27 protein-coding genes are annotated in these 23,340 nt (G+C 62.6%); 18 read left to right on the top strand and 9 right to left on the bottom strand.

What is annotated here, in order from left to right:
* Positions 1-65: 65 nt before the first annotated feature.
* Both EGJ86_RS14960 and EGJ86_RS14965 read left to right on the top strand, forming a co-directional pair.
* A complete protein-coding gene (locus tag EGJ86_RS14960) occupies positions 66-320 on the top strand; it encodes a succinate dehydrogenase assembly factor 2 (protein ID WP_017677771.1) in 255 nt (84 codons plus the stop codon).
* Positions 304-771: a protein YgfX gene (locus EGJ86_RS14965; protein WP_125835664.1), complete on the top strand. Its 468-nt coding sequence runs from the start codon at positions 304-306 to the stop codon at positions 769-771. Before EGJ86_RS14960 ends, EGJ86_RS14965 begins: the two co-directional genes overlap by 17 nt.
* On the opposite strand, the gene nadB is transcribed toward EGJ86_RS14965, so the two are convergent.
* Positions 725-2,356, bottom strand: a complete 1,632-nt coding sequence (nadB, locus tag EGJ86_RS14970) for an L-aspartate oxidase (RefSeq protein ID WP_125835665.1) — start codon at positions 2,354-2,356, stop codon at positions 725-727. The two genes, EGJ86_RS14965 and nadB, sit on opposite strands and share 47 nt — an antisense overlap.
* 367 nt (positions 2,357-2,723) lie before the next feature.
* Here nadB and rpoE point away from each other — a divergent pair, with 367 nt between their 5' ends.
* The 12 genes from rpoE (at position 2,724) to pdxJ (ending at position 13,123) form a co-directional block, all read left to right on the top strand.
* A complete protein-coding gene (rpoE, locus tag EGJ86_RS14975) occupies positions 2,724-3,305 on the top strand; it encodes an RNA polymerase sigma factor RpoE (RefSeq protein ID WP_017677768.1) in 582 nt (193 codons plus the stop codon).
* Positions 3,306-3,335: 30 nt separating this feature from the next.
* Positions 3,336-3,908: a sigma-E factor negative regulatory protein gene (locus tag EGJ86_RS14980; RefSeq protein ID WP_106732941.1), complete on the top strand. Its 573-nt coding sequence runs from the start codon at positions 3,336-3,338 to the stop codon at positions 3,906-3,908.
* A 15-nt stretch (positions 3,909-3,923) separates the two neighbouring features.
* The gene (locus EGJ86_RS14985; protein WP_125835666.1) at positions 3,924-4,871 is read left to right on the top strand and encodes a MucB/RseB C-terminal domain-containing protein; all 948 of its coding nucleotides are present in this window, start codon (positions 3,924-3,926) and stop codon (positions 4,869-4,871) included.
* Positions 4,868-5,323 (top strand): SoxR reducing system RseC family protein, encoded by a 456-nt coding sequence (locus EGJ86_RS14990; protein ID WP_125835667.1) that lies wholly within the window; start codon positions 4,868-4,870, stop codon positions 5,321-5,323. The genes EGJ86_RS14985 and EGJ86_RS14990 overlap by 4 nt, the downstream gene beginning before the upstream one ends.
* Positions 5,324-5,358: 35 nt before the next feature.
* Positions 5,359-6,783, top strand: a complete 1,425-nt coding sequence (locus EGJ86_RS14995) for a DegQ family serine endoprotease (RefSeq protein ID WP_106732938.1) — start codon at positions 5,359-5,361, stop codon at positions 6,781-6,783.
* Positions 6,784-6,932: 149 nt separating this feature from the next.
* Positions 6,933-8,732: a translation elongation factor 4 gene (lepA, locus tag EGJ86_RS15000; protein WP_106732937.1), complete on the top strand. Its 1,800-nt coding sequence runs from the start codon at positions 6,933-6,935 to the stop codon at positions 8,730-8,732.
* 6 nt (positions 8,733-8,738) lie between these two features.
* Positions 8,739-9,593 (top strand): signal peptidase I, encoded by an 855-nt coding sequence (gene lepB, locus EGJ86_RS15005; RefSeq protein WP_099522041.1) that lies wholly within the window; start codon positions 8,739-8,741, stop codon positions 9,591-9,593.
* An 88-nt stretch (positions 9,594-9,681) separates the two neighbouring features.
* Positions 9,682-10,059 (top strand): DUF4845 domain-containing protein, encoded by a 378-nt coding sequence (locus tag EGJ86_RS15010; protein WP_099522040.1) that lies wholly within the window; start codon positions 9,682-9,684, stop codon positions 10,057-10,059.
* Positions 10,056-10,745, top strand: a complete 690-nt coding sequence (gene rnc / locus EGJ86_RS15015) for a ribonuclease III (protein WP_037000004.1) — start codon at positions 10,056-10,058, stop codon at positions 10,743-10,745. Before EGJ86_RS15010 ends, rnc begins: the two co-directional genes overlap by 4 nt.
* A complete protein-coding gene (gene era / locus EGJ86_RS15020; RefSeq protein WP_099522039.1) occupies positions 10,738-11,637 on the top strand; it encodes a GTPase Era in 900 nt (299 codons plus the stop codon). Before rnc ends, era begins: the two co-directional genes overlap by 8 nt.
* A gap of 57 nt (positions 11,638-11,694) precedes the next feature.
* Positions 11,695-12,384 carry a DNA repair protein RecO gene (gene recO, locus EGJ86_RS15025; protein WP_125835668.1) on the top strand — a complete coding sequence of 230 codons (690 nt, stop codon included), beginning with the start codon at positions 11,695-11,697 and terminating at the stop codon, positions 12,382-12,384.
* A complete protein-coding gene (gene pdxJ, locus EGJ86_RS15030) occupies positions 12,377-13,123 on the top strand; it encodes a pyridoxine 5'-phosphate synthase (RefSeq protein WP_125835669.1) in 747 nt (248 codons plus the stop codon). Before recO ends, pdxJ begins: the two co-directional genes overlap by 8 nt.
* 162 nt (positions 13,124-13,285) lie before the next feature.
* On the opposite strand, the gene EGJ86_RS15035 is transcribed toward pdxJ, so the two are convergent.
* A complete protein-coding gene (locus EGJ86_RS15035) occupies positions 13,286-14,170 on the bottom strand; it encodes a LysR substrate-binding domain-containing protein (RefSeq protein ID WP_125835670.1) in 885 nt (294 codons plus the stop codon).
* A 116-nt stretch (positions 14,171-14,286) separates the two neighbouring features.
* Here EGJ86_RS15035 and EGJ86_RS15040 point away from each other — a divergent pair, with 116 nt between their 5' ends.
* The gene (locus EGJ86_RS15040; protein WP_125835671.1) at positions 14,287-14,547 is read left to right on the top strand and encodes a hypothetical protein; all 261 of its coding nucleotides are present in this window, start codon (positions 14,287-14,289) and stop codon (positions 14,545-14,547) included.
* 62 nt (positions 14,548-14,609) lie between these two features.
* Here EGJ86_RS15040 and cmoB read toward each other — a convergent pair whose 3' ends face one another.
* The 3 genes from cmoB to EGJ86_RS15060 all read right to left on the bottom strand — a co-directional run bounded on the left by cmoB (position 14,610) and on the right by EGJ86_RS15060 (position 17,244).
* On the bottom strand, positions 14,610-15,578 hold the full coding sequence (gene cmoB / locus EGJ86_RS15045; protein ID WP_125835672.1) for a tRNA 5-methoxyuridine(34)/uridine 5-oxyacetic acid(34) synthase CmoB: 969 nt from the start codon (positions 15,576-15,578) through the stop codon (positions 14,610-14,612).
* Positions 15,575-16,318, bottom strand: a complete 744-nt coding sequence (cmoA, locus tag EGJ86_RS15050; protein WP_125835673.1) for a carboxy-S-adenosyl-L-methionine synthase CmoA — start codon at positions 16,316-16,318, stop codon at positions 15,575-15,577. The genes cmoB and cmoA overlap by 4 nt, the downstream gene beginning before the upstream one ends.
* Before the next feature lie 287 nt (positions 16,319-16,605).
* A complete protein-coding gene (locus EGJ86_RS15060) occupies positions 16,606-17,244 on the bottom strand; it encodes a lysoplasmalogenase (RefSeq protein ID WP_125835674.1) in 639 nt (212 codons plus the stop codon).
* A gap of 153 nt (positions 17,245-17,397) precedes the next feature.
* Here EGJ86_RS15060 and EGJ86_RS15065 point away from each other — a divergent pair, with 153 nt between their 5' ends.
* Positions 17,398-18,633 carry an RNA polymerase sigma factor gene (locus EGJ86_RS15065; protein ID WP_125835675.1) on the top strand — a complete coding sequence of 412 codons (1,236 nt, stop codon included), beginning with the start codon at positions 17,398-17,400 and terminating at the stop codon, positions 18,631-18,633.
* Positions 18,634-18,675: 42 nt separating this feature from the next.
* On the opposite strand, the gene EGJ86_RS15070 is transcribed toward EGJ86_RS15065, so the two are convergent.
* From EGJ86_RS15070 to EGJ86_RS15080, 3 genes are all read right to left on the bottom strand, one after another.
* Positions 18,676-19,020 carry a DUF2025 family protein gene (locus EGJ86_RS15070; protein ID WP_125835676.1) on the bottom strand — a complete coding sequence of 115 codons (345 nt, stop codon included), beginning with the start codon at positions 19,018-19,020 and terminating at the stop codon, positions 18,676-18,678.
* 141 nt (positions 19,021-19,161) lie between these two features.
* Positions 19,162-19,569, bottom strand: coding sequence for an NUDIX domain-containing protein (locus EGJ86_RS15075; protein WP_125835677.1), 408 nt, complete (start codon positions 19,567-19,569; stop codon positions 19,162-19,164).
* A 41-nt stretch (positions 19,570-19,610) separates the two neighbouring features.
* On the bottom strand, positions 19,611-20,312 hold the full coding sequence (locus tag EGJ86_RS15080) for a YebC/PmpR family DNA-binding transcriptional regulator (RefSeq protein WP_074856324.1): 702 nt from the start codon (positions 20,310-20,312) through the stop codon (positions 19,611-19,613).
* A 509-nt stretch (positions 20,313-20,821) separates the two neighbouring features.
* Here EGJ86_RS15080 and EGJ86_RS15085 point away from each other — a divergent pair.
* Entirely contained in the window at positions 20,822-21,529 is a 708-nt protein-coding gene (locus tag EGJ86_RS15085; RefSeq protein WP_125835678.1) for an NADPH-dependent F420 reductase, read from the top strand.
* A gap of 6 nt (positions 21,530-21,535) precedes the next feature.
* On the opposite strand, the gene EGJ86_RS15090 is transcribed toward EGJ86_RS15085, so the two are convergent.
* Positions 21,536-22,270 (bottom strand): sulfite exporter TauE/SafE family protein, encoded by a 735-nt coding sequence (locus tag EGJ86_RS15090; RefSeq protein ID WP_125835679.1) that lies wholly within the window; start codon positions 22,268-22,270, stop codon positions 21,536-21,538.
* A gap of 139 nt (positions 22,271-22,409) precedes the next feature.
* Here EGJ86_RS15090 and EGJ86_RS15095 point away from each other — a divergent pair, with 139 nt between their 5' ends.
* Complete coding sequence (locus EGJ86_RS15095; protein ID WP_125835680.1) at positions 22,410-23,303, top strand: EamA family transporter; 894 nt, start codon at positions 22,410-22,412, stop codon at positions 23,301-23,303.
* The last annotated feature ends 37 nt before the right edge of the window (positions 23,304-23,340 follow it).

Below are 23,340 nucleotides of genomic sequence, written 5' to 3' on the forward strand. Positions count from 1 at the left end.
GCGTCGCGGTGAACAGCGACGCAATTCGCCGTTATACTGCCGGCCTCGTTCGAGGAGTCCGTTGCATGGTTGAGCAAAGTGAACTGAATCGCCTGTTCTGGCATAGCCGCCGTGGCATGCTGGAGCTGGATGTGCTGCTGGTACCTTTCGTCAAGGAGGTGTACCCGAGCCTGGATGCCGAGAACCAGGCGCGCTATCGCAAGCTGCTGGAATGCGAGGATCAGGACATGTTCGGCTGGTTCATGCAGCGCGGCGAGCCCGAGGATGCCGACCTGCGCCACATCGTGCGCATGATCCTGGACCGTGTCCAACCCAAGTGATGTTTTCGAGTGCCGTTGGCAGCCCTCACGCTGGCTGCCGAGGCTCTATCTGGCGGTCCTGACGCTGGCCTTGCTGGCGCCGTGGCTGGCCGACATTCCCACCTGGTCGAAGCTGCTGTCACTCCTGGCGTGCCTTGCGCATACCGCCTGGGTGCTGCCGCGACACGTCTTGTTGACGGCGCCGACGGCCATCACCGGACTGCGCCGTGATGGATTCGGCTGGCATCTATACAGCGCTGCAACTGGCTGGCAGGCGGTACAACTGCGTCCTGACAGCCTGGCCTTGCCGCTGGCCGTGGTGCTGCGCTATCGCTTGCCAGGGCAGCGCTTCAGTCGCGGCTCGTGCATCCCGTGTGACGCGTTGGCGCCGGAGCAGCACCGGCGCCTGCGTTTGCGCCTGAAGTTCAGCCGGCGGCGCTGGGCTGAGCCTGGGGCGTCGGCGTCAGGATAGTGTCGCGTGCTTCGGCCAGTTGCTCGGGATAGTCGAGGGTGTAGTGCAGCCCGCGGCTCTCATGGCGTTGCATGGCCGAGCTGATCATCAGCTCGGCGACCAGGGCGAGGTTGCGCAGCTCGATCAGGTCGCGACTGACCTTGTAGTTCGAGTAGAACTCATCGATCTCGTCCTGCAGCAGGCGCACGCGATGTTGCGCGCGCTGCAGGCGCTTGTTGGTGCGCACGATGCCGACGTAGTCCCACATGAAGCGGCGCAGCTCGTCCCAGTTGTGGGCGATGATCACGTCCTCGTCCGAGTCGGTCACCTGGCTGGCGTCCCAGTCCGGCAGGTCGCTGGGCATCTCGATCGTGTTCAACTGCTCGGTGATATCCGCGCAGGCCGAGCGCGCATAGACGAAGCATTCGAGCAGCGAATTGCTGGCCATGCGGTTGGCGCCATGCAGGCCGGTAAAGCTGGTTTCGCCGATGGCATACAAGCCTGGTACGTCGGTACGGCCATGTTGATCGACCACCACACCGCCGCAGGTGTAATGCGCTGCGGGGACGACCGGGATGGCCTGCCTGGTGATGTCGATGCCAAAGCCCAGGCAGCGCTCGTAGACGGTGGGGAAGTGACTCTTGATGAACTCGGCGGGCTTGTGACTGATGTCCAGATAGACGCAGTCGACACCCAGGCGCTTCATTTCATGGTCGATGGCGCGGGCGACGATGTCGCGCGGTGCCAGTTCGGCGCGCTCGTCGAAGCGCTGCATGAAGCGTTCGCCATTGGGCAGCTTGAGCAAGCCGCCTTCGCCACGCACAGCTTCGGTGACCAGGAAGCTCTTGGCTTGTGGGTGATACAGGCAGGTGGGGTGGAACTGGTTGAACTCCAGATTGCCGACGCGGCAGCCGGCACGCCAGGCCATGGCAATACCGTCGCCACAGGCGCCATCCGGGTTGCTGGTATAGAGGTAGACCTTGGCTGCGCCGCCGGTGGCGAGAATCACGAAGCGCGCGCTGAAGGTGTCCACTTCACCGCGAGCACGATCCAGTACGTAAGCCCCCAGACAGCGCTCACCATCCAGGCCGAGCTTGCGTTCGGTGATCAGGTCGACGGCGACGCGTTGCTCCAGTAGCTCGATGTTCGGACGTTGCCGGGCCTGCTCCAGCAGCGTATTGAAGATCGCTGCACCTGTAGCGTCGGCTGCGTGAATGATGCGTCGATGGCTATGGCCACCTTCGCGGGTCAGGTGGAACTCGAAACCGCCATCCTCGCGCGCGGTTTCATCGTCGCGGGTAAAAGGCACGCCCTGGTCGATCAGCCACTGGATGGCTTCGCGGCTGTGTTCTACCGTGAATCGAACCGCGTCTTCGCGGCACAGACCGGCGCCTGCGTCGAGGGTGTCGGCGACGTGGGATTCGACCGTGTCGGTGTCATCCAGTACTGCCGCTACACCACCTTGCGCCCAGTAGGTCGAGCCGTTGGCGAGATTGCCTTTGCTCAAGACCGCGATGCGCAAGTGGGTTGGAAGGGTAAGGGCGAGGGTCAGGCCGGCGGCACCGCTGCCGATAACCAGAACGTCGTGCTGGAAGTGTTGGCTCATGTCCGAGTTCCGCGTGAAAGCGAGCCCTAGTATATAGAGAGGGGCAGCGGCACAATAGGTGGCTTATGACCGACCGTGGTGCTCGGGAACTTTCTTAGTCATTAAGGTTCCATAGAGGGTCGCCCATATAAGGGAGAGCGCTTGCGCGTGCCTGCATCCGAAGTTAACGGAGGGTGTGGGAAATGAGCGGCGATAAGATTATTTGCGCGAGCGGAAAGGTTCCGCTGGCGCTATTCCCGGCAGAGAAAAGCAATCTCTGCGGGAAGCTTGCTTGGAGGGGAGAACTTTTGCGTAAGACCCGAGTCTATCTTGGCAAGCTGATTCGCTTACGGGCGCAAGCCTCCTCCAAGCCTCATGAGGAGAGTGCATGCTAACCCAGGAAGATGATCAGCAACTGGTCGAGCGAGTGCAGCGTGGTGACAAGCGTGCCTTCGATCTGTTGGTGCTGAAGTATCAGCACAAGATCCTCGGTTTGATCGTGCGATTCGTGCACGACACCCACGAGGCTCAGGATGTCGCTCAGGAGGCGTTCGTAAAAGCCTACCGAGCGCTTGGAAACTTTCGCGGTGACAGTGCGTTCTATACATGGCTGTACCGCATCGCCATCAATACGGCGAAGAATTATCTGGTGTCCCGCGGTCGGCGGCCGCCGGATAGTGATGTCAGTAGCGATGACGCGGAGTTCTACGATGGCGATCACGGCCTCAAGGACATCGAGTCACCGGAGCGGGCATTGCTGCGCGACGAGATCGAAGCCACGGTGCATCGAACCATCGCCCAGTTGCCAGATGACCTGCGCACGGCTCTGACCTTGCGTGAGTTTGAAGGTCTGAGTTACGAGGACATTGCCGGTGTCATGCAGTGCCCGGTAGGAACAGTGCGTTCACGGATCTTCCGTGCACGTGAGGCAATTGATAAGTCCCTGCAGCCTCTGCTGCAGGAAACCTAAGGCAGCGGCGACAGCCAAGAGAGGAACACCATGAGTCGTGAAACCCTGCAGGAATCGCTGTCCGCGGTGATGGATAACGAAGCGGACGAACTGGAACTGCGGCGCGTGCTCGCAGCCAGCGATAATGGCGAGTTGCGTGGTACCTGGTCGCGTTACCAGGTCGCCCGTGCAGCCATGCATCGTGAGCTGTTGGTGCCGCAACTGGACATCGCATCCGCCGTGTCTGCGGCGCTGGCCGACGAAGCCGTTCCAACACGCAAAGCACCCATCTGGCGTAGCGTCGGGCGTGTAGCCGTAGCAGCGTCGGTGACTGTTGCAGTGCTGGCTGGTGTGCGCTTCTACAACCAGGATGACCTGAGCGGTGCCCAACTCGCCCAGCAGGAAGCCTCTCCGGTACTTTCGGTACCTCAGGTGCAAGGTCCTGCATTGCTCGCTGGTTACAACAGCAGCGAGGAAGTCGGCGAACCCGCTGAAGCTGGCACTGCCAGCTGGCATGAGCAGCGCCTGCCGAACTACCTGCGTCAACATGCGCAGGAAGCCGTGATGGGTACCGGTGAAACCGCTCTGCCTTATGCTCGGGCTGCAAGTCTGGAAAACCGCTAAGCGCTAAGGAGTCACATGCGCGCGATTCCCCTCTACCTTCTCGGTGGTCTGCTGGCTTTGCCGGTTCAGGCCTCCGAGGTGCAGGACTTGCTCGGGCGCCTCGCTGCGGCGGAGCGCCAGCAAAGCTTCCAGGGTACGTTCATCTATGAGCGCAATGGGAGTTTTTCCACCCATGCCGTGTGGCATCAGGTGGAGGAGGGGGGCGAAGTTCGTGAGCGCCTTCTGCAGCTCGATGGTCCTGCCCAGGAAGTATTCAAGGTCGATGGTCAGGCTCAGTGCGTCAGTGGCGCGCTGGCCGATCAGGTCAGTGAGGGGCAAGCCTGGCCTGCCCGTCAGCTGGATGCCGAGCAACTGAGCAACTGGTACGACATTCGTGTCGCCGGTCAGTCGCGCATCGCCAATCGTCCTGCCGACGTTCTGGTGTTGGCGCCCAAGGATCAGCACCGTTACGGCTTCGAGTTGCACCTGGATCGAGAAACCGGCCTGCCGTTGAAGTCCCTGCTCTTGAACGAGCGCGGTCAGCTTCTGGAGCGGTTCCAGTTCGCTCAGCTGGATACCTCCGCCCCGGTGGCGAGCGCCATGCAGCCGAGTTCGGGATGTCGTCCGGTACGTTTGCGTGCTGCCGACAACATGGCCGAAGGCAGCTGGCGTTCGGATTGGCTGCCTCCAGGCTTTACCTTGACTGCCGCGCAGCTACGTCGTGATCCTTCTTCTGATAACTCTGTCGCCTACATGATGTACGGCGATGGTCTGGCACGATTCTCGGTTTTCCTTGAGCCCCTGAAAGGCAGCGTCGTTGATGATGCGCGCAGCCAACTGGGGCCGACCGTTGCCGTTTCGCGGCGCATGAGCACCGATGCAGGTGACGTGATGGTTACCGTGGTCGGTGAGATTCCTTTGGGTACTGCCGAGCGTATCGCCCTGTCCATGCGTGCCGGGGTGCCTGAACAGGCTAGCCAATGATCGAAGAGCAGGGGCGTGTAGTGGCGCTCGAGCCCGGCGCTGTCTGGGTCGAGACGCTACGCAAGAGCACCTGCTCAAGTTGTTCGGCCAATGCGGCGTGCGGTCAGGGGTTGATGGATCGTCTCGGCGTAGGTCGGCAGCGCGGTTACGTGCGCGCCCTCAGTCAAACGCCGCTGGCCGTCGGCGACACCGTGATCATCGGTGTGCGCGAAGATCTGCTGGTGCGCAGTTCTCTTCTGGTTTATCTGCTTCCTCTTCTGGGTCTGTTCGCCGCTGCGCTGCTGGCGGACGGTCTGGGTCTATCCGAGCCTCTGGTGATTCTCGCTGGCCTGAGTGGTCTGCTTGCCAGTTGGCTATTGGTTCGATGGCGCGCTGCTCGCGTTGCCGAGAACCCCTTATTACAGCCCGTTGTCCTACGTGCGCTGCTGGTGTCTGTGCCAGCGGCGGGTTGAGAGTGTCCGAGTTTTACATGGGGAGTCGTAGTTCGATGAGAAAACTCAAGTCCATTGCGCCGCTGCTGGCGGTTGCCTTGCTCTGGGGGCAAAGTCTGTTCGCTCAGGCCAGCCTGCCAGACTTCACCAATCTGGTAGAGGAAGCTTCGCCCGCGGTCGTCAATATCAGTACCCGCCAGAAGATGCCCGAGCGCGCCGTTGCCGGGCAGCCAGGGATGCCTGATCTGGAAGGTCTGCCGCCGATGTTCCGCGAGTTCTTCGAGCGCAGCATCCCGCAGGCTCCGCGCAACCCGGGCGGCCGCCAGCGCGAGGCGCAGTCGCTGGGCTCTGGTTTCATCATCTCGCCGGATGGCTACATCATGACTAACAATCATGTGGTCGCCGATGCTGACGAGATCATCGTGCGTCTCTCCGATCGCAGCGAGCTGGAAGCCAAGTTGATTGGCGCCGATCCGCGCAGCGATGTCGCGCTGCTCAAGGTCGAGGGCAAGGATTTGCCTGTGGTACGTCTGGGCAAGTCTGACGAGCTGAAGGTCGGCGAGTGGGTGCTGGCCATCGGTTCACCGTTCGGCTTCGACCACTCGGTGACCGCCGGGATCGTCAGCGCCAAGGGGCGCAACCTGCCGAGCGACAGCTACGTGCCGTTCATCCAGACCGACGTGGCGATCAACCCGGGTAACTCCGGCGGTCCGCTGTTCAATCTGCAAGGTGAAGTAGTGGGTATCAACTCGCAGATCTTCACCCGTTCCGGCGGTTTCATGGGGCTGTCCTTCGCCATCCCGATGGAAGTGGCCATGCAGGTCGCCGACCAGCTCAAGGCCGACGGCAAGGTCACTCGCGGCTGGCTCGGTGTGGTGATTCAGGAAGTGAACAAGGATCTGGCCGAATCCTTCGGTCTGGACAAGCCCGCTGGCGCGCTGGTCGCGCAGGTGCTGGAAGACGGCCCGGCGGACAAGGGCGGCCTGCAGGTGGGTGACGTGATCCTCAACCTCAACGGCAAGCCGATCATCATGTCGGCCGACCTGCCGCACCTGGTTGGCGGGCTGAAACCGGGCGAGAAGGCCGAGCTGGATGTGGTGCGCGATGGCTCGCGCAAGAAGCTCAGCGTCACGGTTGGTACGCTGCCGGAAGAAGGCCAGGAACTGGCGTCGTCCGGTTCGGAGCAGGGTGGCGAGCGTAGCAATAACCGCCTGGGCGTCACGGTGGTGGAGCTGACCGCCGAGCAGAAGAAAGGTCTCGACCTCAAAGGCGGGGTTGTCGTGAAGGAAGTGCTCAACGGCCCGGCAGCGATGATCGGCCTGCGTCCGGGCGACGTGATCACTCACCTGAACAATCAGGCCATCGATTCAACCAGCACCTTCACCCAGGTGGCGCAGGAACTGCCGAAGAATCGTTCGGTGTCCATGCGAGTGCTACGTCAGGGGCGTGCTAGCTTCATCACGTTCAAGCTGGCTGAATAAGCCGGGTACGTTGAAAAGGGCGCTTTCGGGCGCCCTTTTTCGTATCTGCACCAGCGCTGTGCAGACGTGACGCGGTCGCGAGGGATCGGGTACAATCTGCGGCTATTTTCGGCAAGCGTCTTGCCTGTGCCTTCTTTGAGTGTTGATCTGTGAGTGACCTGAGTCATATCCGCAATTTTTCCATCATTGCCCACATTGACCACGGCAAGTCCACCTTGGCTGACCGTTTCATCCAGATGTGCGGCGGTCTCACCGCGCGTGAAATGGAGGCTCAGGTTCTGGACTCCATGGACCTGGAGCGTGAGCGCGGCATCACCATCAAGGCCCACAGCGTCACCCTTCACTACAAGGCCAATGACGGCAAGACCTACCAACTGAACTTCATCGATACGCCCGGCCACGTCGACTTCACTTACGAAGTCTCGCGCTCGCTGGCTGCGTGCGAGGGCGCGCTGCTGGTGGTGGATGCCGGTCAGGGCGTCGAGGCACAGTCGGTTGCCAACTGCTACACCGCCATCGAGCAGGGGCTGGAAGTAATGCCCGTGCTGAACAAGATGGACCTGCCGCAGGCCGACCCGGACCGCGTCAAGGACGAGATCGAGAAGATCATCGGCATCGACGCCACCGACGCCGTGGCCTGCAGTGCCAAGAGCGGCATGGGCGTTGACGAGGTACTCGAGCGTCTGGTACACACGATTCCTGCCCCGACTGGTGATATTGATGCGCCGCTGCAGGCGCTGATCATCGACTCCTGGTTCGACAACTACCTGGGCGTGGTATCGCTGGTGCGTGTGCGCCATGGCCGCGTGAAGAAGGGCGACAAGATTCTGGTCAAGTCCACCGGCAAGGTGCACCTGGTCGACAGCGTTGGTGTCTTCACGCCGAAACACACCGCCACTGCGGATCTGAAAGCCGGTGAAGTGGGCTTCATCATCGCCAGCATCAAGGATATTCACGGTGCGCCGGTGGGCGACACCCTGACCCTGTCTTCGACCCCGGAAGTCGAAGTACTGCCGGGCTTCAAGAAAATCCAGCCGCAGGTCTACGCCGGCTTGTTCCCGGTCAGCTCCGACGACTTCGAGGATTTCCGCGACGCTCTGCAGAAGCTGACGCTGAACGACTCTTCGCTGCAATACATGCCGGAAAGCTCCGATGCCCTGGGTTTCGGTTTCCGCTGCGGCTTCCTCGGCATGCTGCACATGGAGATCATCCAGGAGCGCCTGGAGCGCGAGTACGACCTCGATCTGATCACCACCGCGCCGAGCGTGATCTACGAGTTGGAGCTCAAGACCGGCGAAACCATTGTCGTCGACAACCCCTCCAAGCTACCGGACGTTTCTTCGGTCACCGATTTCCGCGAGCCGATCGTCGACGCGACCATCCTGGTGCCGCAGGAGCACCTGGGTAACGTCATTACCCTGTGCATCGAGAAGCGTGGCGTGCAGCGCGACATGCAATTTCTCGGCTCGCAGGTTCAGGTTCGCTACGACATGCCGATGAACGAAGTGGTGCTGGACTTCTTCGACAAGCTCAAGTCCACCAGCCGCGGTTATGCGTCGCTGGATTATCATTTTGATCGCTACCAGTCTGCCAATCTGGTCAAACTGGATGTACTGATCAACGGTGACAAGGTCGATGCCCTGGCATTGATCGTGCACCGCGATAATGCGGCCTACAAAGGCCGTGCGTTGACCGAGAAGATGAAGGAACTGATTCCTCGGCAGATGTTCGATGTGGCGATTCAGGCAGCCATTGGCGGCCAGATCATCGCGCGGACCACTGTCAAGGCGCTCAGAAAGAACGTACTGGCCAAGTGTTACGGTGGCGACGTGAGCCGTAAGAAGAAGCTGCTCGAGAAGCAGAAGGCCGGTAAGAAACGCATGAAGCAGGTCGGTAACGTGGAGATTCCACAAGAAGCCTTCCTCGCCGTGCTCAGGTTGGATAGCTAAGGCTCTATGTCGATCAATTTCCCGCTCCTGTTGGTTATCGCGGTCGCCGTTTGCGGCTTTCTGGCCCTGGTCGATCTGATCCTGCTGGCTCCGCGCCGCCGTGCGGCAATTGCGGCGTACCAGGGGCGGGTCGACGACCCCGACGACAGGGTACTGGAGCGCCTGAGCAAGGAGCCCTTGCTGGTCGAGTACGGCAAATCGTTCTTTCCGGTGCTGGCTATCGTGCTGGTACTGCGCTCGTTTCTGGTCGAGCCATTCCAGATTCCATCCGGGTCGATGAAGCCGACCCTGGAAGTGGGCGATTTCATCCTGGTCAACAAGTTCGCTTACGGCATTCGCCTGCCGGTGATCGACGAGAAGATCATCGAGGTGGATAACCCGCAGCGCGGCGATGTGATGGTGTTCCGCTACCCCAGCGACCCGAGCATCAACTACATCAAGCGCGTGGTTGGTCTGCCGGGTGATCGTATCGAGTACACCCAGGGCAAGCGTCTACTGATCAATGGTGAGCCGGTGGCCGAGAAACTGATCGGCGAAGAGGCCGGTAGCCTGGGCAGTGCGACGCTCTATCAGGAGCGCCTCGGCCAGGTCGAGCATACAATCCGCAAGGAAATGACCCGCATGCGCCGCGAACCCGGCGGCCAATGGGTGGTGCCGGAAGGGCACTACTTCATGATGGGCGACAACCGTGACAACTCCAACGACAGCCGTTACTGGCGTGATCGTCATATCCCTCAGGAGCTGTGGGGCATGGTCCCGGACGACCATATCGTCGGCAAGGCCTTCGCCATCTGGATGAGCTGGCCGGAGCCCAAGACCGGCAATCTGCCCAATTTCTCTCGGGTCGGCCTGATTCATTGAGCACTGGCGCGCTGTTCAATGCAGCGCCACAGGCTATAAATAGTCTAGCCGTCAGGCTTTCCAACAAGACCGTCTATTGGGGATACACATGACTTTCGCGCGCTCGCAGCAGGGGCTTTCCATTCTGGGTTGGTTGGTGGCTCTGGCCGTGGTGGCATTTTTCGCCAGCACTGCCTTCAAGGTGATGCCGCACTATCTCGACTACATGTCGCTGGAGAAGATCATTACTTCGGTGGAAACCGACAAGGCGTCGGATGTACGCACCGTCGGTGAGTTTTACAACCATGTGAGCAAAGGCATGCAGGTCAACAACATTCGTGACCTGAACATGCGCGACGCTCTGCAGGTGAAGGTGGAGAACAACGAGTTTCTGGTCCACCTCAAGTATGAAAAACGCGAGCCGCTGATCGAGAACCTCGATCTGGTGGTGAATTTCGACAAAGAATTTCGTGTACGGATGCCGTGACTCCCAATCTGTCCCGTCTCGAGCGCAAGCTCGGCTATAGCTTCAAGGACCAGGACCTGATGGTCCTGGCTCTGACCCATCGCAGTTTCGCCGGCCGCAATAACGAGCGGCTGGAATTTCTCGGTGATGCCATCCTCAATTTCGTCGCCGGTGAGGCGCTGTTCGAGCGCTTCCCGCAAGCCCGCGAAGGCCAGCTGTCGCGCCTGCGCGCACGCCTGGTCAAGGGCGAGACGCTGGCCGTGCTGGCGCGCGGTTTCGAACTGGGTGAATACCTGCGCCTGGGCTCTGGTGAGCTGAAAAGCGGCGGCTTTCGTCGCGAGTCGATCCTGGCCGATGCCCTGGAGGCGCTGATCGGCGCCATCTATCTGGACACTGGTATGGATGCAGCACGCGAACGCGTGCTGGACTGGCTGACCGGCGAGCTGGACGGCCTGACCTTGGTCGACACCAACAAGGACCCGAAAACGCGCCTGCAGGAGTTCCTGCAATCGCGTGCCTGCGAGCTGCCTCGTTACGAGGTGGTGGACGTACAGGGCGAGCCGCACTGCCGTACCTTCATGGTCGAGTGCCAGGTTTCCCTGCTCAATGAAAAGACCCTGGGCCAGGGCGGCAGCCGGCGTATCGCCGAGCAGGTCGCTGCGGCTGCGGCGCTGATCGCCCTCGGGGTGGAGAATGGCAATGACTGATGTACCTGTGACCCGTTGCGGCTACGTCGCCATCGTCGGCCGGCCCAACGTGGGCAAGTCGACGCTGCTCAACCACATCCTCGGGCAGAAACTGGCGATCACTTCGCGTAAACCGCAGACCACCCGCCACAATATGCTCGGGATCAAGACCGAGGGCGAGATTCAGGCCGTCTACGTCGACACGCCCGGCCTGCACAAGCAAAACGACAAAGCGCTCAACCGCTACATGAACCGTAGCGCCTCCACCGCACTGAAGGACGTTGACGTCGTTGTGTTCGTGGTCGACCGCATGCGCTGGACCGACGAAGATCAACTGGTGCTGGAGAAGGTGCAGCACGTCAAATGTCCTATCCTGCTGGCGGTGAACAAATCCGACCGCCTGGAAGACAAGAGCGAGTTGTTGCCGCACCTGGGCTGGTTGGCCGAGCAATTGCCGCAGGCCGAGATCGTGCCGATCTCCGCGCTGCAGGGGCAGAACCTCGACACCCTGGAGAAGCTGGTGGGCGAGCGCCTGCCGGAGTCCGAGCATTTCTATCCGGAAGACCAGATCACCGACCGTTCCAGCCGCTTCCTGGCGGCTGAGCTGATCCGCGAGAAGATTATGCGCCAGCTCGGTGCCGAGCTGCCGTACCAGATCACCGTGGAGATCGAGGAGTTCAAGCAGGAAGGCCGTATCCTGCATATCCACGGTCTGATCCTGGTGGAACGCGACGGACAGAAGAAGATCATCATCGGCGACAAGGGCGAGCGCATCAAACGCATCGGCCAGGAAGCGCGCAAGGACATGGAAACCATGTTCGACTCCAAGGTGATGCTCAACCTCTGGGTAAAGGTCAAAGGTGGCTGGTCCGACGACGAACGCGCCCTGCGTTCGCTGGGTTACCTGGATTGATCGAGGCGCCATGCGCATCCTCGTTGTTGCTCATGGCGCATTCTGGCGGTTACTCATATGACTTCTGCCGCCTACGTTCTGCATAGCCGTCCGTACAAGGAAAGCAGCGCCCTGGTGGACTTCTTTACCGCCCAGGGGCGCGTGCGTGCCGTGCTACGCGCCGCTCGTGGCAAGGTCGGCAGCATTGCCCGGCCTTTTGCTCCGCTGGAACTGGAGCTGCGTGGGCGGGGCGAGCTGAAGACCGTCGGCCGCCTGGAAAGCGCCGGCATTCCTCTGTTGCTAACCGGCGAGGCGCTGTTCTCTGGGCTCTATCTCAACGAACTGCTGATCCGCCTGCTGCCGGCCGAAGACCCGCACCCCGTGATGCTCGAACACTATGGACTCACCCTGCAGGCACTGGCTGCCGGTCGGGCGCTGGAGCCGCTGCTGCGCGCGTTCGAATGGCGTCTACTGGACGAGCTGGGCTATGGTTTCGCCCTGGATCGTGATCAGCACGACCAACCCATCGATCCGACTGCACTTTACCGTTGGCAGCAGGACATAGGCCTGGTGCCGGTGGTACAACTGCAACCCGGTGTATTCCAGGGCCGCGAACTGTTGGCCATGGCCGAAGCCGACTGGCAGACCCCAGGCGCGCTGGCTGCCGCCAAGCGCCTGATGCGTCAGGCGCTGGCACCTCACCTCGGCGGCAGGCCCCTGGTCAGCCGCGAACTTTTCATGACGCTCAAGGAGTCCAAGCGTGACTGAGGCCAATCGTATTCTGCTCGGCGTGAACATCGACCACGTCGCCACCCTGCGCCAGGCTCGTGGCACGCGCTACCCGGACCCGGTCAAGGCCGCGCTGGACGCCGAAGAAGCCGGCGCCGATGGCATTACCGTGCACCTGCGTGAAGACCGCCGGCACATTCAGGATCGCGACGTGCGTGTGCTGGCCGACGTGCTGCAGACGCGGATGAACTTCGAGATGGGCGTCACCGATTTCATGCTTGGTTTCGCCGAGCAGATCCGTCCGGCGCATGTCTGCCTGGTACCGGAAACCCGCCAGGAACTGACCACCGAAGGCGGTCTGGACGTGGCCGGGCAGGAGGCGCGTATCGCCGCGGCGGTGGAGCGTCTGACGCTGGCCGGTTGCGAGGTGTCGTTGTTCATCGACGCCGAAGAGCGGCAGATCGAAGCGGCCATGCGCGTCGGCGCGCCGGCCATCGAACTGCATACCGGTCGCTATGCTGATGCGCACACCGCGGAAGAAGCTGCGCATGAGCTTTCACGCATTCGCGATGGCGTTATCTGCGGCCTGAACCACGGGCTGATCGTCAACGCCGGTCACGGTTTGCACTACCACAATGCCGAGGCTGTCGCCGCGATTCCCGGCATCAACGAACTGAACATCGGCCACGCCATCGTCGCCCATGCTTTGTTCGTCGGTTTCAAGCAGGCCGTCGCCGAGATGAGGGCGCTGATCGTCGCCGCTGCCTACCGCGGCTGAGCATAGTCGATTGCTGGAGAGTTTGGCGTTCGACTGTCGTTCGGGTGGCTGATCGTAGGGTGCGCTGTGCGCACCGGCAGGCGCCGCGATATGCCCGGTTCGCACAGCGCACCCTACACAGCTCTTTGCGATCGTCTGAATCTCTAAGTAAGCGCGCCCCAGTCAGCCCTGTGCGAAAGCCTGAACCATCTGCCTGGCGAGTACCTCGACAGCGTCATTGCGTTGGTGGCCGAGAATCAGTTTGATGTGGTACTCGCCAAGGGCAGGCAAGCCCTGTTCCGCACCGAGCCGGCGCAGGGGTGGTCTGACCAGGCTGCGCGGGAAGGGCGCGATGGCGAGGTCGGCGGTCATTGCCGCTTCCTGGCCGGCGCACTGCTCACAGGAATAGGCGATACGGTACGCCAGCCCTTGCCGGTCCAGCGCATCGAGGGCGGTACGGCGCCAGGCGCAGCCCGGGTTGGCCAGCGCCAGTGGCAGGGGCGAGCGCTGCATGGCCAGGCCGCCGTCGCGTCCAGCCCAGACCAGTTCTTCGGAATAGATCACTTCGCCGCGCGAATCATCCAGGCCGTCGTTGCCGGCGTTGATCAGGGTCAGATCCAGCTCGCCAGCATCCAGCTTGGCCACCAGATCCACGCTGCGCCCCACGTTGACCTCGACCTCCACACCCGGATGGCTGCGGGCGAACAGCATGAGTACGCCGGGCAGCACACGGTCGCCGATATCGTTCGGCGTACCGAAGCGCACGCGGCCGGTCAGCGTCGGGGTGAGAAAGCGTGCCACCGCTTCTTCGTTGAGCTTGAGCAAGCGTCTGGCGTAGCCCAGCAGCAGCTCGCCTTCGGCTGTCAGTTGCACGCGCCTGGCCTCGCGGGAGAACAGGCGTTGGCCCAGTGTTTCCTCCAGACGCTTGATCTGCAGGCTGACGGCTGCAGTGCTGCGAAACACTTGCGCTGCCGTGCGGGTGAAACTGCCGCTGTCGGCGATGGCGACGAAGGTGCGCAGCACATCGCTTTCCAGAAGCGGCAGGGCGGTGGTGGCTGTCATGTTCATGATCGTTAAATATTACTTAATTAGGTGTTTGGTATTTGTCGTTTGTTTGAACGATAGGCGCGTTTCATTCTGATCGCAAGCCCGGCACAGGCCGGCAGCGAAACGGAGGAAATGCCATGAACAGTTCGAGCAAGTACGACAAGTCGCGTCCGGCCATGCCCGAGTTCTACATGCCGGCCATGTGGCCGCTGGATCTGCAGAACGCCATCGTCGACTGGGTTGGCGCCTGGTTCTGGCGCCGCCGCATGCGTCGTCTGCTGGCGCAGGACATCGAGGGAAGGATCCGCCTGGGCGGTGCCCGTGGTGTGGTAGAGCAGGGCGCCGGTGAACCGCTGCGGCTGATCGCACAGCGGCGGGCGCGTTGGCTACGGCCGTAGGGCGGGTGCAATCGCCAATCGCAGTCTGGCGGGGTGCTCCCGCCCTGCCAGAGTCGCTGTTCTTAGGGCTTGCGCGCGACCAGCACGGCGCGGGTCGGTGCCGGCAGGCCTTCGACGGTACGGGTGTGGTCGGCAGGGTCGAGGAATTCAGGTAGCGACTGGAAGCGCATCCACTCGGTGGCACGTTGTTCTTCCACCGAGGTGGTGCTGACGTCGACGCAGCGTACGTCCTCGAAACCGGCACGGCGCAGCCAGCGCTCCAGCGCCGGCACCGAGGGCAGGAACCAGACGTTGCGCATCTGTGCGTAGCGGTCTTCCGGTACCAGCACCTGCTCGCTGTCGCCCTCGACTACCAAGGTTTCCAGCACCAGTTCGCCACCCTTGACCAAGGCATCCTTCAGATCGAGCAGGTGATCGATGGGCGAGCGACGGTGGTACAGCACACCCATGGAGAACACGGTGTCGAAGCCTTGCAGCTTGGCTGGCAGCTCCTCGAAGGCCAATGGTAGGTGCCACACTGGTTGATCCGGTAGGTAGCGCTTCATCGCCAGGAACTGGCAGAGGAACAGCCAGTTGGGGTCGATGCCGACCACGCTGTTTGCGCCTGCACCGAGCATGCGCCACATGTAGTAGCCGTTGCCGCAACCGACATCGAGGATGCGTTTGCCGGCCAGGTCCAGGTGCGGGGCGACACGCTGCCATTTCCAGTCCGAGCGCCATTCGGTGTCGATATGCACACCGAACAATTCGAATGGCCCCTTGCGCCAGGGAATCAAGCCCTGCAGGGCGGTCTTCAATTGTGCACGGGTTGCCTCGTCACTAGCGCCGCCAAAGGCGAAGCGCTGCGCCAGCTCCACCTCGCTTACCGGCAGATCCGGCAGTGCCTGCACGGCGCCATACCAGCGCGGCAGGTCACCGTGACCGATGGCCAGCTTGGCATCGAGTTGCCCGGGCAGCTCACAAGCCCAGTCCAGCAGCGGGGTGCCGGCCAGTTGCGCCTGCAGCGCGTCGAGATCCAGGTCGCGCATCATGGCAGGGCCACCAGCGAGGCGAAGTTAAGGCACTGGAACCAGGGCACCACCTTGCTGAAACCGGCAGCCAGCAGGCGCTCGCGGTGCTGCTGGAGGCTGTCGGGCAGCATCACTTTTTCGATGGCGCTGCGCTTCTGCGCGATTTCCAGTTCGCTGTAGCCGTTGGCGCGCTTGAAGGCGACATGCAGTTCGGTGAGCAGCTCATGCTCGGCGGCGTCTTCGAAGCGCAGTTTCTCCGAGAGGATCAGCGCGCCACCGGGCAGCAGGGCCTGGCGAATGCGCGTGAGCAGTTCCAGGCGCCGCTCCGGCGGGATGAATTGCAGGGTGAAGTTGAGCGTGACCAGTGAGGTGGGTTGCAGATCGAGGGCGAGAATGTCGGCCTCGATCACCTCTACCGGCAGCAGCTCCTGGAACATGGCGTCCTGGGCATGCAGGTACTCGCTGCAGCGCGCGACCATGGCCGGTGAGTTATCCACGGCGATCACCTTACAGCCATCGACGCGCACGTGGCGGCGCAGGGCCTGGGTGACTGCGCCGAGCGAGGCACCGAGGTCGTACAGGGTGGTCTGCGGCCGGGCGAACTGGCCGGCAAGCACGCCGATGTTCTCGACGATAGTCGGGTAGCCGGGGACCGAACGCTTGATCATGTCGGGGAAGACCCGCACCACGTCCTCGTTGAAGACGAAGTCGGGCACCTCGGGCAGAGGCTGGGCGAATAGACGATCAGGTTCTTGGCTCACGGCGGTCGCAACGGGTAGCGGAAAAGGCCGGCATTTTAGGCTTTGTACGAAAAGTCGTCGAGCGATGGTCAGGCGAGGCAAAAACGGGTGAGGAAGCGGAGTTTACGAGTTGTAAATGAGCATGACTCGCTGCGCTCGCCCTCCGGGCCGCGCTGAAGCGCGTTAGCCGTAAGGGGCTTGCTGAACCAGTTTTTAACGAAGCACCACCGAGCGCAGGCACTTTTCGTACAAAGCCTGGCCAAGTGCGGGCAATAGTCAGGGCTTTCCCTACTGCTCGTCCGAAGGTATCAGGCCTTGACGCGCTGAAAGGCTGAGGCGGCGATGCCCCACTGGCCAAGCCAGTAGGTAAGGATGATGGCGTAGGGTGCCGCGTCGAAGCTGGTGACGAAGCGGTCGATACCGATCAGGCTGTCGGACAGCACGAAGAGCGCCGCACCAACTGCGGCGAGCCAGGTGGAGCGCGGCTGTAGGTCCGGGTGGCCGATGCGGGCCAGGGCGCGCCAGAGCATCAGGCAAATCGCGGTGGCATAGCAGGCCACCGGAATCAGCAGCTCGCCCAGACCGCTGCTGGCCAGTATGGCGAACATCGCGCCACCGGCGATCAGCGCCAGCAGCAAGGCGGGTAGGGCCGGCAGCCGGCTATCGGAGACGTAGGCGCGCAGATAGGCCAGGTGGCCGATCAGGAAGGCGCCGAGGCCGAACACGAAGAGGTCGCCGGGCCAGTCCAGAAGGATGTCGCCGGCCAGGGAAAATACCAGGCCGATGCAGATCCAGCGGCGGTAGGTGCCAGCCGGTGCCTGGCGCAGCCAGAGCAGCAGGGCGATCACCGGGATGCCCTTGGTCAGCAGGCTGAGCTGAGCATCGCCGGTGATCCGGCCATAAAGAAATACAGCAGCACCCGCCAGGCCGAGCAGCAACCAACGCATAGCAAGACTCCCTTCGTTATTGGACTGGCGCGACTATGCCCAGCGGACGTGCGGCTGCCAATGCGAGGGGTGCCAAATCGAGTGGCGGATCGTGCCGCCCCTCGACGTCACGAGCAGTATTGGGCAACGTAGGCATTCGTCGAGGAGAAGCGCATGTCGATATCGCCACCTGTCACCGATCTGATCGCGCGGCTGTACCGCGAGGAGTCGCGTCGGGTGCTCGCCACCCTGATTCGTCTGCTCGGCGATTTTGACCTGGCCGAAGAGGCGCTGCATGAGGCCTTTCGCAGTGCGGTCGAGCAGTGGCCGCAGGGTGGTGTTCCGGACAATCCGCGCGCCTGGCTGGTCTCTGCCGGGCGCTTCAAGGCCATCGACAACCTGCGTCGGCAGCGCCGCGTTCAGCCGCTGGACGAACAGGCCGAGCTGCCAGATGAGAGCGTCGCCGAGGAGAGCGAGCTGCTTGAAGACGACCGCCTGCGCCTGATCTTCACCTGCTGCCACCCGGCGCTGGCCAGCGATGCCCAGGTGGCGTTGACCCTGCGCGAGGTGTGCGACCTGACCACCGAGGAGATCGCTCGCGCCTTCCTCTCCAGTCCTTCGACCCTGGCGCAGCGCATCGTCAGGGCCAAGGCGAAGATTCGCGACGCGCGCATCCCTTACGAGGTGCCGGGGCGTAGCGAACTGCCCGAGCGCCTGGAGGCGGTGTTGCGGGTGATCTATCTGGTGTTCAACGAAGGCTACTTTGCCAGCTCCGGCGATTCACTGACCCGCAGCCAGCTGTCTGACGAGGCGATTCGCCTGGGCCGTTTGCTGCAGGAGTTGCTGCCCGAGCCGGAGGTGCAGGGGCTGCTGGCACTGATGCTGCTGCATGAATCGCGTCGCGCGGCACGCAGCGGGGTCGATGGCGAGGTGATCTTGCTGGAAGCGCAGGATCGCAGTGTGTGGGACCGCGAACTGATCGCCGAAGGCGAGGCCCTGGTCCTGCAGGCCCTGCATTCACGGCGTTTCGGCCCTTACAGCCTGCAGGCGGCGATTGCCGCGGTGCATGCCGAGGCGGCCAGTCTGGAAGACACCGATTGGGTGCAAATCGTCGGCCTGTACGACGAGCTGCTGCGCCTGAATCCGTCGCCGGTGATCGAACTCAACCGCGCCGTGGCGCTGGCCATGCGTGATGGGCTTGAAACCGGGCTGCAGCAGATCGACCGTCTGCTGGCCATGGGCGAGCTGGACGGTTACCACCTGGCCCATGCGGCGCGGGCCGATCTGCTGCGCAGGCTGGGCCGCCGAGAGCAGGCGATTGCAGCCTACCGTCAGGCCCTGGCGCTGGCGCAACAGGGTCCGGATCGGCAGTTTCTGCAGAGGAGGCTGGAGGAGCTAGAAGATTCGTAGGGTACATCGCTCCAGCCATTCACTTTCCAGGGCGCTCCTGAGCTAGCGCACTCTTGTTTCAGACCGCATCAAGCGCCGCCGCTCGGCGCGTATTTCCGGTAAGTCGCTGCGGCGCAGGTAGACGCGTAGCGGCTCACCGAGATTCACTCGATCATCGATGCGTTGCTCCTGCAGCCAGGCCAAACGTTGGCGATCCAGGCGCATCAGTTCGCCCTCGTCAGCGTGCCAGACGTATTCGCAGGTAGGCGTGATGGTTTCGGCCGGTACGTCGAGGCCGAAGCTGTCTTCGGAGAATCGCAGCAGGTACTGCTCGGTCTTGGCGTTGAAGCCGACGAAACCCTGCAGCTGGTCGGCGGCCTCGCAGATTTGGGCGGACGTGATACTCATGGCAAACCTCGTTTCCTGTGGGGTTTGCAGGCAAGGCGAATGGTTTTGTTTATCGGCGCAGCCTAATCGCTGGTGCTGTCACCCGCGTTGTCGTGGATCAAGAAACTGCCGGGAGCGGTTTTGATGCCGTGAGCGACGCTCTTACACAGACGGCAGCCGTTTCAGGGCCGGCAGCACCTGATCGCGCAGCAGTGGCGCCAGGTCGTCAGGAACGGGGAGGGAAGTATCGAGCCAGCGCAGTTCCTCCAGCTCGGCAGCCGGTTGTACGGCGTGGGGCAGGGCGGCGTGAAAGATGTCTGCCTGCACCCAGGTATCGGCCTCGTTGGCGGCGGGCGCCTGAAACTGGCCGAGTGGTTGCAGTGCGCCGGCCTGCAGTTGCAGCTCCAACTCTTCGAGCAGCTCACGCTGAAGCGCAGACAGCGCATCTTCGCCCGGCTCGCGTTTACCGCCAGGAAGCATGAAGAATCGGGTGTTGCGCTTGCGCACGAGCAGCAGGCGACCTCGTTCGTCGAACAGGCAGGCGGCGGCAATTTGCAGGGTGGTTGGCATGGGAGCAGCGTTGGGCGCCCGATCCGGGCGCCCAGCTAACATCAGCCAGCGAGGCCGACGTAAACGTTCTGCACGTCGTCATGGCCGTCGATGGCCTCGAGGAAGGCTTCGACTTCTTCCATCTGCTCCGGCGTCAGGCTGCTTACCGGGTTTTTCGGGCGGTAGCCGAGCTTGGCCGAGTTGACGGTGAAACCCTGTTCCGGCAGGGCCTTGCACACGGCGTCGAGGTCGGTCGGATCGGTGATGAACAGGGTCGAGCCCTCGTCATCGGGCACGAAGTCCTGGGCGCCGGCTTCGATGGCCGCCAGCTCCGGGTCAGCGCCTTCTTCGGTAGTGGCTTCGATCAGGCCAACGTGGTCGAAGTCCCAGCTGACCGAGCCGGATGCACCGAGTTGACCCTTGCGGAACAGCACGCGGATCTCGGCGACGGTGCGGTTGACGTTGTCGGTCAGGCACTCGACGATCACCGGCACCTGATGCGGAGCGAAGCCCTCGTACTGGGTGCGCTCGTAGTTGATCACTTCACCGGACAGGCCCGCACCTTTCTTGATGGCACGCTCCAGGGTGTCCTTGGGCATCGAGGCTTTCTTGGCCTGGTGCACGGCCAGGCGCAGCTTGGGGTTCATGTCCGGGTCGGCACCGTTACGCGCGGCGAGCATGATTTCCTTCACCAGCTTGCCGAAGATCTTGCCTCGGGCATTGGCGGCTGCTTCTTTGGGTTTGGCTTTCCACTGGGCGCCCATCTGGGGTCTCCTGGCCGATAGGTGAGACGGCGTCGCAGCGCGCAGGAGCGGCCGGACGATCACTTAGGCTGCGGATTCTAGTGCCTTGCGGCGCTGGCGGCACGCGCAATTTCCCGGATGGTGTTTTTACGCTGGGGCTTGCCGACGCAGCGAGCTGCGCCGGCAAGTAGGGGCTCAGGCGTTCGGCGAGTGGCTGCCGAGCAGGGTTTGGCCATGTTTCTTCTCGCGCTTGGCCATACGCTTCTCGTGCGCCGTTTTCAGCGGCTTCTTCTTGCCTTCTTTATGTGAATCCATGCTTTTGCTCATGGTCGTGTCTCCGGGAAGCAGGTCATTGACTGGGGGGACGCGTTCGGGTCACTGCCACCTCCTCGGCTCCTGCAGCCGACTGCATTGCGGTATCGCCTTTCAAGCATAGCTGGCGGGCAACACCCTGTTGCGAATCGTTGGCCGTCAGGGGGCCTGGTTTTTCTATGCTTGCTCTTCGTCGTCACTCGCTCGAGGAGCTCGCCATGCCCTGTTTACTTCACCGTTTCGCCGCTGCGCTCGGCCTGCTTGTGCTGATGGGCGGCGCCCCGGCGCAGGCGGATGCCTTGCGCATCGGTATCATCGGCACCGGCAATATCGGCAGCGCGCTGGCGCGGCTGTGGGTTGAGGCTGGGCACGAGGTGATGATTTCCTCGCGCAATCCTGAACGCCTGCAAGCACTGGCCGATGAGCTGGGGGAGCGCGCAAGTGTGGGCACGCCTCGCGAGGCCGCGGCCTTCGGTGAGGTGATTCTGCTGGCGGTGCCCTACGGCGCGACGCCGCAGGTTGGCCGTGACTACGCCACTGAGCTTGCCGGCAAGGTGGTGCTGGACGCCGGTAATCCGCGCCCTGGGCGCGACGGGGCGATGGCTGAAGAAGCGGTCGAAATGGGCGCCGGGTTGGCTTCGCAGCAGTTTCTGCCGGGCGTGCGCCTGGTGCGCGCGTTCAATGCCATCGCCGCCTACAACCTGCGCAGCCAGGCACATCGCGACGGCGAGAAACTGGCCATCCCGCTGGCCGCGGATGACGAGGCGGCGCTGGAAGTGGCGGCACGTCTGGTGACCGATGCAGGCTTTGACCCAGTGATAGTCGGGCCGCTGGCCAGCGCCAAGTCCTTCGATTTCAACAGCGGCGTGTCGGCGCGCATGCCTACCGCTCGTGAGTTGCGCGAGCTGCTGGGGTTGCAGCCTTAGCCGGTGTCAGAGGTAACGCCAGATCAGTTGTAGGCCAGCCAGCAGAATGCCCAACCGGGCGATGCGGTAGAACCACAGGTGGTTGACCCGCGATTGCAGCCACAGGCCGCTCCAAACGCCTAGTGGCACGATGGGCGCGAGCATCAGACTGAGCAGCAGGTTTTCCTGGGTGAACTGACCCAGCGCGGCGTAGGGAAACAGCTTCGCTGCGTTGGTCAGCAGGAAGAACAGGTTGATGGTGGCGACGAAACGCACCTTGTCCAGTTGCTGCGGCAGCAGGTGCATCATCACCGGCGGGCCACCGGCGTGGGCGACGAAACTGGTGAAGCCGGCCAGGCTCGACAGCAGTGTGCCGCGTCCTTTATGCAGCGGGCGGGGTGCCTGGTTGCCAACTACCAGGCCGAGCCCGACGAAGATAATGGCGATGGCGCCGATCAGCAGGCCGATGGCGCGTTCGTCGAACAAACCGAAAGTCATCGAGCCGATGGCGATGCCGATGAACGCGCCCGGCAGCATGACCTTGAGGTTGGCCGTATCCCACTTGCCCCAGTAGGCCTTGAGGCCCACCACATCGGCCAGGCAGAGAATTGGCAACATCACCGCCACCGCCTGTTTCGGCGACGTGGCCAGTGCCAGCAACGGCACGGCGATGCCGCCCAGAGCGCCACCGAAGCCACCCTTGGACAGCCCGGTGAGAAACACTGCAGGCAAGGCGAACAGAAGGAAATCTTGCAGAGTCATGGGTTTGGCGTACCACTACATAAGCGCGCAGGTTAGCAGCCGGCAGTGGCTGTGTGGCTTTTTTCCTCGGCCTCTGTGTCTGTCTGCTGCGGGGTGAGGCTGTTCTAATGCCGGCTCACTCAACTTGAGGTTTGTGCTCATGACGCCCAAGGATCTGCTGCTGGCGCTGCTGGTGATCGTCGTCTGGGGGCTGAACTTCGTGGTCATCAAGGTCGGCCTGCACGGCATGCCGCCGATGCTGATGGGCGCCCTGCGTTTCATGCTCGCGGCGTTTCCGGCGATTCTCTTCGTGCGTCGGCCGCAGGTGCCGCTGCGCTGGATGCTGGCCTATGGCATGACCATTTCCCTGGGGCAGTTCGCCTTTCTCTTCTATGCCATGTACGTCGGCATGCCGGCCGGCCTGGCGTCGCTGGTGCTGCAGTCGCAGGCGTTCTTCACCCTGTTTTTCGCCGCGCTATTTCTCGGTGAGCGGCTGCGCGGCAGCAACCTGTTCGGCCTGCTGGTGGCGGCCAGCGGTCTGGTGTTGATCGGTCTGCAGGGCGGGCAGGCGATGACCCTGGCCGGCTTTGCCCTGACCATCGCCGCTGCCTCGATGTGGGCGCTGGGCAACGTGGTCACACGCAAGCTGGGCAAGGTCAATCTGGTCGGCCTGGTGGTCTGGGGCAGCCTGATCCCGCCGCTGCCGTTTCTGGCGTTATCGCTGTGGCTGGAAGGCCCGGAACTGATCAGCCAGTCGCTGCGTAGTCTCAGCCTGGACTCGCTGCTGGTACTGGCTTACCTGGCATTCGGTGCCACCATTCTCGGTTACGGGCGCTGGAGTCGTCTGCTGTCGCTTTACCCGGCCAGCCAGGTGGCGCCGTTTTCGCTGTTGGTGCCGGTGGTGGGTATCAGCTCCTCGGCGCTGCTGCTGGGCGAACGTCGCGGCGGATTGCAGATGGTCGGTGCGGCGCTGGTGAGGGCCGGGCTGCTGATCAACGTGTGGGGCGGACGCTTGCTAGATAGCTGGCGGCAGCGCGAGCCGACGCTGCCGTAGAGTGCGCTGCGCGCCTGGCCTGAATGCCTGAACTCTG

Source organism: Pseudomonas sp. o96-267 (genome assembly GCF_003935465.1).
In the GTDB taxonomy this organism is placed as follows: Bacteria; Pseudomonadota; Gammaproteobacteria; order Pseudomonadales; family Pseudomonadaceae; genus Aquipseudomonas; species Aquipseudomonas sediminis.

Excerpts from the sequence above, each read along its gene's own strand:
- recO (WP_125835668.1), top strand. The coding sequence starts at position 11,695 with ATGACTTCTGCCGCCTACGTTCTGCATAGCCGTCCGTACAAGGAAAGC.
- EGJ86_RS14985 (WP_125835666.1), top strand. The coding sequence starts at position 3,924 with ATGCGCGCGATTCCCCTCTACCTTCTCGGTGGTCTGCTGGCTTTGCCG.
- EGJ86_RS15070 (WP_125835676.1), bottom strand. The coding sequence starts at position 19,020 with ATGAGTATCACGTCCGCCCAAATCTGCGAGGCCGCCGACCAGCTGCAG.
- EGJ86_RS15075 (WP_125835677.1), bottom strand. The coding sequence starts at position 19,569 with ATGCCAACCACCCTGCAAATTGCCGCCGCCTGCCTGTTCGACGAACGA.
- EGJ86_RS15085 (WP_125835678.1), top strand. The coding sequence starts at position 20,822 with ATGCCCTGTTTACTTCACCGTTTCGCCGCTGCGCTCGGCCTGCTTGTG.
- nadB (WP_125835665.1), bottom strand. The coding sequence starts at position 2,356 with ATGAGCCAACACTTCCAGCACGACGTTCTGGTTATCGGCAGCGGTGCC.
- rpoE (WP_017677768.1), top strand. The coding sequence starts at position 2,724 with ATGCTAACCCAGGAAGATGATCAGCAACTGGTCGAGCGAGTGCAGCGT.
- cmoB (WP_125835672.1), bottom strand. The coding sequence starts at position 15,578 with ATGATGCGCGACCTGGATCTCGACGCGCTGCAGGCGCAACTGGCCGGC.
- EGJ86_RS15065 (WP_125835675.1), top strand. The coding sequence starts at position 17,398 with ATGTCGATATCGCCACCTGTCACCGATCTGATCGCGCGGCTGTACCGC.
- EGJ86_RS15095 (WP_125835680.1), top strand. The coding sequence starts at position 22,410 with ATGACGCCCAAGGATCTGCTGCTGGCGCTGCTGGTGATCGTCGTCTGG.
- EGJ86_RS14980 (WP_106732941.1), top strand. The coding sequence starts at position 3,336 with ATGAGTCGTGAAACCCTGCAGGAATCGCTGTCCGCGGTGATGGATAAC.
- lepB (WP_099522041.1), top strand. The coding sequence starts at position 8,739 with ATGTCGATCAATTTCCCGCTCCTGTTGGTTATCGCGGTCGCCGTTTGC.
- EGJ86_RS15090 (WP_125835679.1), bottom strand. The coding sequence starts at position 22,270 with ATGACTCTGCAAGATTTCCTTCTGTTCGCCTTGCCTGCAGTGTTTCTC.
- era (WP_099522039.1), top strand. The coding sequence starts at position 10,738 with ATGACTGATGTACCTGTGACCCGTTGCGGCTACGTCGCCATCGTCGGC.
- EGJ86_RS15040 (WP_125835671.1), top strand. The coding sequence starts at position 14,287 with ATGAACAGTTCGAGCAAGTACGACAAGTCGCGTCCGGCCATGCCCGAG.
- EGJ86_RS14960 (WP_017677771.1), top strand. The coding sequence starts at position 66 with ATGGTTGAGCAAAGTGAACTGAATCGCCTGTTCTGGCATAGCCGCCGT.
- EGJ86_RS15010 (WP_099522040.1), top strand. The coding sequence starts at position 9,682 with ATGACTTTCGCGCGCTCGCAGCAGGGGCTTTCCATTCTGGGTTGGTTG.
- EGJ86_RS15080 (WP_074856324.1), bottom strand. The coding sequence starts at position 20,312 with ATGGGCGCCCAGTGGAAAGCCAAACCCAAAGAAGCAGCCGCCAATGCC.
- EGJ86_RS14990 (WP_125835667.1), top strand. The coding sequence starts at position 4,868 with ATGATCGAAGAGCAGGGGCGTGTAGTGGCGCTCGAGCCCGGCGCTGTC.
- EGJ86_RS15060 (WP_125835674.1), bottom strand. The coding sequence starts at position 17,244 with ATGCGTTGGTTGCTGCTCGGCCTGGCGGGTGCTGCTGTATTTCTTTAT.
- EGJ86_RS15035 (WP_125835670.1), bottom strand. The coding sequence starts at position 14,170 with ATGAACATGACAGCCACCACCGCCCTGCCGCTTCTGGAAAGCGATGTG.
- EGJ86_RS14995 (WP_106732938.1), top strand. The coding sequence starts at position 5,359 with ATGAGAAAACTCAAGTCCATTGCGCCGCTGCTGGCGGTTGCCTTGCTC.